Source organism: Bacillus sp. LR_5, from assembly GCF_042709275.1.
The window spans coordinates 1-10,862 of record NZ_JAVAXX010000222.1 but is presented as its reverse complement, the minus strand read 5'-3'; the positions used below and the strand labels follow the sequence as shown (position 1 = coordinate 10,862).

Sequence of the window (10,862 nt, the reverse complement as noted above, 5' to 3'; positions counted from 1 at the left end):
TGATAATGAATTTATGAGAGGCGCTGTTTCAGGTGCACAGGAGCGTCTGCGGACGCGGCGCCTAGAGGCAGCAGAAGAACTGGGAAACTGGGAGGAGTGGCGCTCATTATCAGAGGAAATCAGGCAGCATGTCCTTGAAAACCTTGATTTCTATCTCGGACAGCTTGCCGAAAATGTGGCGAAAAGAGGCGGACATGTCTATTTCGCGGAAACAGCGGAAGAGGCGTCTTCTTATATTCGTGATGTCATTCAAAAGAAGAACGGGAAGAAAATTGTGAAATCTAAATCAATGGTCACAGAGGAAATCAATCTGAATGAGGTGCTGGAGAAGGAAGGCTGTGAAGTCGTAGAAACCGATCTCGGCGAGTATATTTTGCAGATCGATGATCACGATCCGCCGTCACATATCGTAGCGCCCGCCCTTCATAAAAATAAAGAGCAGATACGCGATGTGTTTAAAGAAAGGCTGGACTATCAACATACAGAAAAACCGGAAGAGCTGGTGATGCATGCGCGCGCCATTCTCCGGAAAAAGTTTCTGGAAGCGGATATCGGCATTACCGGCTGTAACTTCGCCATCGCTGACACGGGTTCTGTCAGCCTTGTGACCAATGAAGGAAATGGACGGCTTGTGAGCACCTTGCCGACAACACAAATTACCGTCATGGGAATGGAGCGGATTGTCCCGTCATTTTCTGAATTTGAAGTGCTTGTCAGCATGCTGACAAGAAGTGCTGTCGGACAGCGGCTGACAAGTTATATTACAGCTTTGACGGGTCCGAAGCTGGAAGGTGAAGTGGACGGTCCGGAAGAATTCCATCTTGTCATCGTTGACAATGGACGATCCAATATCCTTGGAACGGAATTCCAGTCTGTGCTGCAATGTATCCGCTGTGCCGCCTGTATCAATGTCTGTCCTGTGTACCGCCATGTCGGCGGACATTCATACGGCTCAATCTACTCGGGACCGATCGGAGCGGTTTTATCGCCGTTGCTCGGCGGTTATGACGATTATAAGGAGCTGCCGTACGCGTCTTCACTGTGCGCTGCTTGTTCAGAAGCCTGCCCGGTCAAAATCCCGCTTCATGAGCTGCTACTCAAGCATCGTCAGAATATCGTCGAAAAAGAAGGCAGAGCGCCGATCAGTGAAAAGCTTGCAATGAAAGCATTCGGACTTGGCGCATCCTCCTTATCGCTTTACAAAATGGGCTCAAAATGGGCGCCGGCCGCCATGACGCCTTTTACAGAGGACGAAAAAATTTCGAAAGGGCCCGGCCCGCTTAAAAATTGGACCCAGATCCGCGACTTCCCGGCACCGCATAAATCGAGATTCAGAGACTGGTTTGCGGACAGAGAAACAAGTGAACGCACGAAGGAGGAGCAGTGATGACGAAGGGAACCATTCAGAATCAAGAGAGCTTTTTAAATCGAATCGCATCCAGCCTGGGCCGTGAAAGAAGAACAGGAGGCGTGGCAGTCCCTGAATGGGCGCATCAGCCGCAATATAAAACACTTGAAGGTTATTCAGCGGATGACTTAGTCACAGTGCTCAAAAACCATTGTGTCAAAATCCATACAGAGCTGATTGAAACGGATTCAACCGGCCTTTACGATGCCCTGCGCGAGCAAGTCAGCCGCTTTTCCGGAGGCCCTGTCATCATTCCGAAGGACCCCCGCTTTGAAGAATACGGACTGAAAAGCCTGCTCACCAAGGACTGGCCGAGTGAAGGAACGCCGGTCTGGGAGTGGGATGCTGACAAAGGCGAGGAAAATATCAAAAAAGCGGAGCAAGCCAATGTAGGGATTACATTCAGCGAAATTACATTGGCTGAGTCGGGGACGGTTGTCCTCTTCTCCTCAAAAGACATCGGCCGCTCTGTCAGCCTTTTGCCGACGACTTATATTGCGATCGTGCCGAAATCAAGCATTGTACCGAGAATGACACAAGCCAGTGATATCATCCGCCAAAACATTGCGAACGGTGTCACTGTTCCTTCATGTATCAACTACATTACCGGACCGAGTAACTCAGCCGACATTGAAATGGATTTAGTTGTGGGGGTGCACGGACCAGTAAAGGCAGCATATATTCTCGTCTCTGACCGCTGAACTCAGGAAGCCCGGCAGGCATATGCCGGGCTTTTTGCTTGAAAAAACTTCAACTTCCAATTTTTTGGCCGATGAGAAGAGTATGACTTGATACAGGAGGAAATGCGATGAAAAAATGGCTGATCATAGCGGTTTCACTGGCGATTGCGATTGTTCTGTTTATGTATACAAAAACAGAAGCGAAGGCAGCCGGAATGACAGTAGGCTACACGACTGGGGATACGGCTTCATACAATTCTCTTACGAAATATCATACATACATGAATGCCATCGCAACCGATACATATGCGTTTGAAAAAAACGGACAAATCATTGGCGATGCCCCAACTAAGCAGCTGACATATGCGAAAAAGAAAAAAATCAAGACATGGGCTGTCATTTCAAACTATAATGATGCCATTTATGATTTTGACGGAGATTTAGCGAGTCGGGTCATGAGTAATAAAACAGCGAAAAAACAATTCACAGATCAGTTAATAACACTGGCCAAAAAGCACTCATATTACGGAATCAATATCGATTTTGAAGCAGTAAATCCAGAAGACCGCGCTGCATACTCAAACTTCATTCAATATGTCTCACAGGCTTTGAATAAGAAACATATTAAAACAATGGTATCCGTTCCGGCCAAAAGCGCCGATGATAAAAATGATGACTGGAGCTGGCCGTATGATTATGCGAAAATCGGCAAATATGCCGACTTCGTACAAGTCATGACCTACGACGAACACGGCATTTGGGGTGAGCCGGGGTCAGTGGCAAGCACAAACTGGATCAAAAGCTCTCTGCAGTTTTCAGTCAAAAAGATCAAAGCCAATAAAGTCATCATGGGAATCCCTGCGTACGGCTATGACTGGGATGTAAAAGACGGAAGTGCCAGCACAATAAGGGAATGGAATGAGCTCAAATCCCTCATCAAAAAACAAAAAGCAAAGCCGGCATTCAACAAAAAATCAGGCTCGATGACGTTTTCTTATGTTGACAAAAAGAAGCATAAACATGTCGTGTGGTATGAAAACGAAAAAACCGTTCAAACGAAAAGCCATCTGGCAAAGCAATATAAAATAGCAGGTGTTTCAGTTTACGCATTAGGAAACGAGTCAGAATCCTTTTGGAAAGCCATTCGAAAAGGGACAAAATAACAGTTTCTTTTTTCTCTGAAGTTATTGACAGTTAAAAGAGAAGCACGTATATTATGTTAATATATTCAGATCATAAAATTTGAGTTTTTCAGAAAACTAAAACACATAGATTGGGAGCAGTAAAAGAAAGTGATCAGAACAGAGAGCTGCGGGGTGGTGCGACGCAGCCTGATTCTTCTTTGAACTCGCCCGGGAGTGGTAAGACGGAACGGAATAGATTGAATATTCCCTATGTTTTAACGGCTAACCTTCGTTACAGGTCAAAAGCAGGATTCTTCATGAAGAATCAACAAGAGTGGTACCGCGGTCAGCCGAAGGCTCGTCGTCTCTTTATCTATTAGATTAGGTAGGAGACGGCGGGCTTTTTTGTTTTTGAAAACGAGAAGGAGAGGTAGAAGAGGATGAAAAACGACAATCAAACGTTAAAACGCACGATGACGTCCCGCCATATTATGATGATGGCGCTGGGCGGAGCAATCGGCGCAGGTTTATTTAAGGGGAGCAGCTCAGCGATCGATGTGGCAGGGCCATCTGTCATTATCGCATATCTGCTCGGCGGGATTATTTTGCTGTTTATTATGCAGGGGCTGGCGGAAATGGCTGTTCGAAACCGTAACGCCAGAACCTTCCGTGATCTTGTCCAGCAGGTATTGGGAAATTACGCCGCTTACTTTTTGGACTGGATCTACTGGAAAATGTGGGTGCTTAACATTGCGGCTGAAGCTGTTGTAGCTGCGATTTTCATTCAATATTGGCTGCCGGGCTGCCCGATCTGGGTGTTGGCATTAGGAATTTCTCTTATCGTCACGATTATAAACTTGCTTTCTGTTAAAATCTTCGCCGAAACTGAATATTGGCTGGCAATGATCAAGATTACCGTTATTATTATCTTTATTATTCTGGGATTGCTGCTCTTATTTGTATCATTCGGTGATCATACAGCATCCGGATTTTCCAACCTGACAGACCACGGCGGATTTTTCCCGCACGGCGGCACAGGGCTGATCACGGCGATGCTTGTCGTCATCTACTCTTACGGCGGTACAGAAATTATCGGTGTAACGCTTGCAGAGACAAAAAATCCGGAAAAGGTTGTCCCGAAAGCTGTCCGCAGCACACTGACACGGATTGTCGCGTTTTACCTGCTGCCGTTTTTCATCATCGTCAGCCTGATTCCATGGAACCAAGTCAATTCCGTTCCGGAAAGTCCTTTCGTGATGGTCTTTAAAATGGTAGGCATTCCGGGCGCGGATCATATCATGAATGCAGTCATCCTGCTGGCGATCATTTCTTCTATGAATTCAGGTTTATACGGATCATCACGCATTTTGTATACACAGGCAAGTGACGGAAGGCTTCCAAAGGTCTTCTCGAAGCTTTCATCGAAAAACGTACCGATGTTTGCGATTCTGATGTGCACTTCTTCTCTCTATATTGGCGTATTGATTTCTCTGTTCGCAGGAAGCCAAACATTTAATTATTTAATGGGATCATTGGGATATACCGTTTTATTCATTTGGCTGATCATCGGATTCGCTCATTTAAAATCGAGAAAACAGCAAACGGAAACACCGGCCTATTATGTAAAATGGTTCCCGTACACGACATGGTTTGCGATTGTGGCATTACTCGCCATTCTAATCGGGGTCATCATGACAACATCAATTGTCATTACCGGCATTACTGCGGCGATCTACCTTTTGATTACAGTTGCATATTTGGTCAAAGGACGCAAGCATCAGTAAATAAGAAACCCTCTTGCCGCATCCGGCAAGAGGGTTTTTATTATTGTGCAGCTTTCTCGTTTATACCAATCGCCGCAGCTTTCTGCGCTTTTGATTTTGTATTCACGAGACAGATGCTCGTGACAATCAGCATCAGCCCTGCCAAGAGGCTAAGGGTGAGCGGTTCATGCAGGAAAATGGAGCTGGCCACGATTGATATGAGCGGAATCAAAAAAGTATAAGATGCGACCTTGCTTGCTTCTCCTGAACCGACAAGCGTAAAAAAGACAAGCCAGCCGAGCGCGATAACGAATACGGAGATGAACAGCAGGCTCGTGATAAACGGAGCTGTCCATTGGATCGCCGAAAAGCTTTCTGTCCAAAAGCCGGATATAAGCAGAAACACGCTTCCGATCGTCAGCTGCAGAGCGACCATCCAGATGGAATCGACGCGGCTGCCTGTTTTTTTCATATATACCGTCCCGAGCGCCCAGCAGACTGCGGAGCCGAGAGCCAGCAGAACCCCAATGACAGAAATATGCCCGCCAAAGCCCGCAGCACTAATGACGGCTACTCCCGCAAAACCGAGGATGAGTCCGATCACTTTCATTACAAACATGGATTCGCCGAGCCACAGCCAAGAAAATACACCCATCAGAACAGGCTGGAAGAAGACGATTGCAGAAAACAGGCCGGCCGGAAGATAATTCAGCCCGATCGTTTGCAGGCCGTAGAATAACGTAATATTTAAAAGAGCAGAAACAAGATAAATCGGCCACGTTTCTTTTAAGCGTAATTTATGAATACGCGGCAGTGCGACAATGACTAATAAAAGCCCGCCGATCAGCGTTCGGATGCCCGCGAACAATAATGGCGGAGAATAGGCGAGCGCGGCTTTGGACAGCGGCCAATTGACGCCCCACATGATGACGAGAAATGCGAGCAGGAGAGCTGTCCGCGTTTTTGAGAGCTGCTTCATTGTTTATTCACTCCTTGTAGAACTTTTCCATCATATGATACGGTAGAACATAAGATAAATAAAATGAATCTTTTTTATAAGGAGCATAAGTAAATTGTTATGACCATTACACAATTAAAGGTTTTTGTGAAAATAGCTGAAACGGGAAGCTTTACAAAAGCGGGTCAGGCGCTGAACATGACACAGCCGGCTGTCAGCCATGCGATTTCTGCGATCGAAGCTGAGCTTGATGTAAAGCTGATCATTCGTGACCGCCGCAATGGCCTGATGCTGACAGATACGGGAAAACAGATCTTAGTACACATTAGAGAAGTCTTAAAAGGCATTGAAAAAGTTGAGCAGGTAGCAGCAGCGGAAAAAGGGCTTGAACTGGGAACGATCCATATCGGCACATTCTCAACTGCCTCGGCTTATTTTATGCCGAAGCTGATCAGTGAATTTAAACAAAAATATCCGAAACTTGAGCTTGTGCTGCACGAGGGAACTGTAAATGAAGTCAAGGAGTGGCTTCATACGCGGATGATAGATGTTGGGATTCTTCTGTATCCAACAGAGGAGATGGAGTACATTCATTTGAAAAAAGACAAAATGGCTGTCGTGCTCAGGGACGATCACCCGCTTGCCAGTCATTCGGCCATTACGCTGAAAGATCTTGACCATGAACCGATGATCGTCTGTGACGGAGGCTATGAATCACCATTTGTCGATATGTTCAGGCAGGCGGGCGCTACGCTGCACCCAGCTTTCACGGTCTATAACATCAACACCTCGATCAGTATGATCAGAGAAGGCCTGGGTCTGGCCATTTTATCAGAAATGTCCATGTCGGGGATGCCGCTGCCGGAGCATGTGGTGATCCGGGAATTGGACCCGCAGGTATACCGTGATGTGCAGCTTGCTGTTCCGTCGCTAAAGGAGGCTTCTCTGGCAGCTAAGCTCTTTATTGAGATGGCTAAGGAGCTGTTTGGAGCAGAATAATGTTCCAAACCGTTCGTTTTTTATTGTTCGAATTTCATCGAATCAAATTCTTTTATTCCTGAATGCAGTTGTGTTATGGTGTGATAGAAGTTCTTTCAATCATGACCTGACAGCTTTGGGCTGTTTACTGATAACACATTTGCAAAGGAGAACAATATGTCTAACAACCAACGCAAAGATACCTTGCTTTCTGTCTTGAATTTATCTCCGGTTGTTCAGGGAGGAACGATTGCAGAATCATTCCGAAACAGCATGGACTTGGCGCGCCGGGCAGAGGAATGGGGCTATCACCGTTACTGGCTTGCTGAACATCATAATATAGAAGGTGTTGCAAGCTCCGCCACTGCAGTTTTGATTGGCCATATTGCCGGAGGCACGAAGAAAATCCGCGTCGGTTCCGGCGGCATTATGCTCCCGAACCACTCTTCATTAGTCATTGCTGAACAATTCGGCACACTGGAAACACTGTATCCCGGGCGGATTGATCTGGGGCTTGGACGTGCGCCGGGAACAGACCAATTGACAGCCAGAGCGCTCCGCAGAAACATCAGCAGCGGGGAGGATTTTCCAGAACAATTAGAGGAACTGCGCAATTATTTTAAACCGTCAGGAAATGTGCGCAATCAAGTTCGCGCCATTCCCGGAGAGGGCATAGATGTGCCGATTTGGCTGCTGGGCTCAAGCGGCTTCAGCGCCCGTCTGGCAGGTGAACTAGGTCTTCCGTTTGCCTTTGCCGCTCATTTCTCACCGGCGAATACGGTTCCTGCATTGGAGCTGTACCGCAATTCCTTCACGCCGTCAGACGTGCTCGACGAACCGTATGCGATGGTCGGTGTCACCATTATCGCGGCAGATACAAACGAGAAAGCGCAGCACCTTGCGACTTCGCATTATCAAAGGTTTCTTGATCTTGTCCGCGGTACGCCGAACCAGCTTAAACCGCCTGTTGAGGATATGGACCAAATCTGGAGCCCGTATGAAAAAGCGATGGTCAATGAGCAGCTGAGCTCCACGATTGTCGGAGGTCCGGAAGAAGTGAAGGCGAAGCTTGAAGATTTCGTCAAAACGACACAGGCTGACGAAATTATGGTTAACTCAGAAACCTTTGAACACGCAGACAGAATGCGTTCGTTTGAAATCATCGCTGACGTTTGGAAAAACAGATAACAGCTATAAAAAAAGCAATGTAGCGGGGAGACCCATACATTGCTTTTTTTATTCATTCAGTTTTCGTGCGGACTGGCGAATGATCAACTCAGGCTCAAATATGACATCCTCTTGCTTCGGCTTTTTATGCTCTAAGCAGTCAATGACATATTTGGCGGCTGCTTTTCCAAGCACTGATTTCGGATGTTTGACAGAGGTTAGTTTCACTTCTGAGATTTGGGCGAAATGTGAATCATCATACCCGACGATAGACATATCTTCCGGCACTTTAAGATCCATCTCCCTCAGCATATCAATCACCTTCAGCGCAATTTCATCGTTATAACAAAGAATGGCTGTCGGCATGTGCTTGCTGTTTTTCTCCAGTGTGGCTTTTACTTTCTCCAGAAGTTTTGATTCTTTTTCTTCCGTTGTAAATGTCACGATCATATCCGGAGAAGGAAACAACTCACGCTCCCGGTGCGCCTGTATAAATCCGTTCATCCGTTTCACGCCTTGTGTGTCATCAGCTTTAAAAATACCCATCATATGCGTGTGGCCGAGAGAAAGCAAATGCTCCGCCGCCATCATCCCGCCTTTCACATCATCCAAGGTAAAACTTGGCGCGGCAAGCTCGGCATATGACGCGTTAATCATCGCAAAAGGAATGCCGTTTTTCTCCAAGTTCAGATAATAGCCGATGTTTGGGGTTTGAAGGGCGCTTTTTGTCGGTTCTACGATGAGTCCGTCAATATGCTGGGACAGCAGGTTTTCTAAGCCTCTTCTTTCGTTGTCCGGGTTGTTGTTTGTGCTTGTCAAAAGCATAGAATACCCCTGCTCGCTTAAATAGGACTCGATTCCTCTGATGATGCTCGGGAAAATATAGTCTGATATGTAGGTTGTCAAAACACCGATCGTTTTATTGGAATGCAGCGCTGACTTAGCAGAGCGTGAAGCGACAAAGGTGCCTCCGCCTTGCACGCTGTACAGCAGACCTTGTGATACGAGGTCTCCGATCGCTTTGCGGATGGTATGCCGGCTGACGCCGAATTGCTGCATTAATTCGTTTTCGGTAGGGATTTTTTGATCGGGCAGTATTTTGCCTTGATTAATCCAAGAACTGATTTCTTCTTTTACTTGCGCGTATTTTGGTAACATATCCATTCCTCCAAAATGTATACGGACAAATTTCAGTATATCACAGCGTTCTTTGTAAGAAAACATTGACAGAAAATGCAAACAAGATTATTCTATATTTGTACGTACTAATTAAATGTAATTTTCGTTAAATTTTAATATAAGTACGTACAATTTAAGTTTTGAATGAAAACGCTTTACTCAACATTCGGGAGGGCAGGGAAATGAAGAATACTCCAACTCAATTAGAACCAAATGTTCCTGTAACACGAAGCCATTCAATGGGATTTGTCATTTTGATCTCATGTGCGGCGGGGCTTGGCGGCTTATTGTATGGCTATGACACGGCAGTGATTTCTGGCGCCATCGGTTTTCTGAAAGATTTATACAGCCTGAGTCCGTTTATGGAGGGACTTGTCATTTCAAGCATTATGATTGGAGGAGTTGTGGGCGTCGGGATATCCGGCTTTTTAAGTGACAGATTCGGCCGGAGAAAAATTTTAATGACAGCCGCTTTGTTATTTGCGATATCAGCAATCGTTTCAGCGCTTTCTCAAGACGTGTCCACCTTAATCATTGCAAGGATTATCGGGGGGCTGGGAATCGGGATGGGCTCATCGCTCTCTGTTACGTATATTACAGAAGCGGCACCGCCCGCCATACGCGGAAGTTTATCTTCCTTATATCAGCTCTTTACGATACTGGGTATTTCCGCTACATACTTTATTAATCTAGCTGTGCAGCGGTCCGGAACATACGAATGGGGCGTGCACACCGGCTGGAGATGGATGCTTGCTTATGGAATGGTGCCGTCCGTCATCTTTTTCCTTGTCCTGCTCGTCGTCCCGGAAAGTCCGAGATGGCTGGCGAAAGCGGGCAAAACAAATGAAGCTTTAAAGATCCTGACACGTATTAATGGAGAAACTGTTGCAAAAGAAGAATTAAAGAACATTGAGAACTCTTTAAAAATAGAACAAATGGGGTCGCTCTCCCAGCTGTTTAAGCCGGGGCTCAGAAAGGCGCTTGTCATTGGAATCCTGCTGGCGCTCTTTAACCAAGTCATCGGCATGAACGCCATTACTTACTACGGGCCGGAAATCTTTAAAATGATGGGATTCGGGCAAAACGCCGGATTTGTGACAACTTGTATCGTCGGTGTTGTAGAAGTCATCTTTACCGTTATTGCGGTGTTGCTGATTGATAAAGTCGGACGAAAAAAACTGATGTCCATCGGTTCTGCTTTTATGGCTATTTTTATGATTTTAATCGGGACGTCGTTTTACTTTGAGTTAACAAGCGGGATCATGATGATCGTCCTTATATTAGGTTTTGTCGCTGCTTTCTGTGTCTCGGTCGGACCGATCACATGGATTATGATTTCTGAAATCTTTCCGAACCATCTGCGTGCGCGGGCCGCGGGCATTGCGACCATCTTTTTATGGGGAGCAAACTGGGCGATTGGACAGTTTGTGCCAATGATGATCGATTCTTTCGGGCTCGCCTATACATTTTGGATCTTTGCGGTGATTAACATCCTTTGTTTCCTGTTTGTCGTTACGATCTGTCCAGAAACGAAGAACAAATCGCTCGAGGAAATTGAAAAGCTTTGGATAAAATGAAAACGCTTTAATGAAATAGCCCTTTCTA

Annotated in this window: 9 protein-coding genes and 1 other annotated feature; of the genes, 7 read left to right on the top strand and 2 right to left on the bottom strand. The window is 46.2% G+C overall.

What is annotated here, in order from left to right; all coding sequences use genetic code 11:
* The 4 genes from lutB to RAC86_RS28650 form a co-directional block, all read left to right on the top strand.
* Positions 1-1,387, top strand: a 1,387-nt coding sequence (gene lutB, locus RAC86_RS28665; protein WP_377886289.1) for a lactate utilization iron-sulfur protein LutB, incomplete at its 5' end; no start/stop codon positions are given.
* Complete coding sequence (gene lutC / locus RAC86_RS28660) at positions 1,387-2,109, top strand: lactate utilization protein LutC (RefSeq protein ID WP_003228309.1); 723 nt, start codon at positions 1,387-1,389, stop codon at positions 2,107-2,109. The genes lutB and lutC, both read left to right, overlap by 1 nt.
* Positions 2,110-2,216: 107 nt before the next feature.
* Positions 2,217-3,251, top strand: coding sequence for a glycosyl hydrolase family 18 protein (locus tag RAC86_RS28655; RefSeq protein WP_377886288.1), 1,035 nt, complete (start codon positions 2,217-2,219; stop codon positions 3,249-3,251).
* Positions 3,252-3,348: 97 nt separating this feature from the next.
* Positions 3,349-3,584: a binding site (T-box leader), on the top strand.
* A 68-nt stretch (positions 3,585-3,652) separates the two neighbouring features.
* Positions 3,653-4,996 (top strand): amino acid permease, encoded by a 1,344-nt coding sequence (locus tag RAC86_RS28650; RefSeq protein ID WP_015251204.1) that lies wholly within the window; start codon positions 3,653-3,655, stop codon positions 4,994-4,996.
* 40 nt (positions 4,997-5,036) lie between these two features.
* Here the strand turns inward: RAC86_RS28650 and RAC86_RS28645 are convergent, their stop codons facing one another.
* A complete protein-coding gene (locus RAC86_RS28645; RefSeq protein WP_377886287.1) occupies positions 5,037-5,954 on the bottom strand; it encodes a DMT family transporter in 918 nt (305 codons plus the stop codon).
* A gap of 99 nt (positions 5,955-6,053) precedes the next feature.
* Here RAC86_RS28645 and RAC86_RS28640 point away from each other — a divergent pair, with 99 nt between their 5' ends.
* Both RAC86_RS28640 and RAC86_RS28635 read left to right on the top strand, forming a co-directional pair.
* Entirely contained in the window at positions 6,054-6,932 is an 879-nt protein-coding gene (locus RAC86_RS28640; protein ID WP_217024121.1) for a LysR family transcriptional regulator, read from the top strand.
* 156 nt (positions 6,933-7,088) lie between these two features.
* Positions 7,089-8,099, top strand: a complete 1,011-nt coding sequence (locus RAC86_RS28635) for an LLM class flavin-dependent oxidoreductase (protein WP_101172208.1) — start codon at positions 7,089-7,091, stop codon at positions 8,097-8,099.
* Positions 8,100-8,147: 48 nt separating this feature from the next.
* On the opposite strand, the gene araR is transcribed toward RAC86_RS28635, so the two are convergent.
* Positions 8,148-9,236 (bottom strand): arabinose utilization transcriptional regulator AraR, encoded by a 1,089-nt coding sequence (araR, locus tag RAC86_RS28630; RefSeq protein WP_003243070.1) that lies wholly within the window; start codon positions 9,234-9,236, stop codon positions 8,148-8,150.
* 203 nt (positions 9,237-9,439) lie between these two features.
* On the opposite strand from araR, the gene araE reads away from it, so the two are divergent.
* Entirely contained in the window at positions 9,440-10,834 is a 1,395-nt protein-coding gene (gene araE / locus RAC86_RS28625; RefSeq protein ID WP_003243899.1) for an arabinose-proton symporter AraE, read from the top strand.
* Positions 10,835-10,862 lie beyond the last annotated feature (28 nt).

Excerpts from the sequence above, each read along its gene's own strand:
- RAC86_RS28650 (WP_015251204.1), top strand. The coding sequence starts at position 3,653 with ATGAAAAACGACAATCAAACGTTAAAACGCACGATGACGTCCCGCCAT.
- araR (WP_003243070.1), bottom strand. The coding sequence starts at position 9,236 with ATGTTACCAAAATACGCGCAAGTAAAAGAAGAAATCAGTTCTTGGATT.
- RAC86_RS28655 (WP_377886288.1), top strand. The coding sequence starts at position 2,217 with ATGAAAAAATGGCTGATCATAGCGGTTTCACTGGCGATTGCGATTGTT.
- araE (WP_003243899.1), top strand. The coding sequence starts at position 9,440 with ATGAAGAATACTCCAACTCAATTAGAACCAAATGTTCCTGTAACACGA.
- RAC86_RS28635 (WP_101172208.1), top strand. The coding sequence starts at position 7,089 with ATGTCTAACAACCAACGCAAAGATACCTTGCTTTCTGTCTTGAATTTA.
- lutC (WP_003228309.1), top strand. The coding sequence starts at position 1,387 with ATGACGAAGGGAACCATTCAGAATCAAGAGAGCTTTTTAAATCGAATC.
- RAC86_RS28645 (WP_377886287.1), bottom strand. The coding sequence starts at position 5,954 with ATGAAGCAGCTCTCAAAAACGCGGACAGCTCTCCTGCTCGCATTTCTC.
- RAC86_RS28640 (WP_217024121.1), top strand. The coding sequence starts at position 6,054 with ATGACCATTACACAATTAAAGGTTTTTGTGAAAATAGCTGAAACGGGA.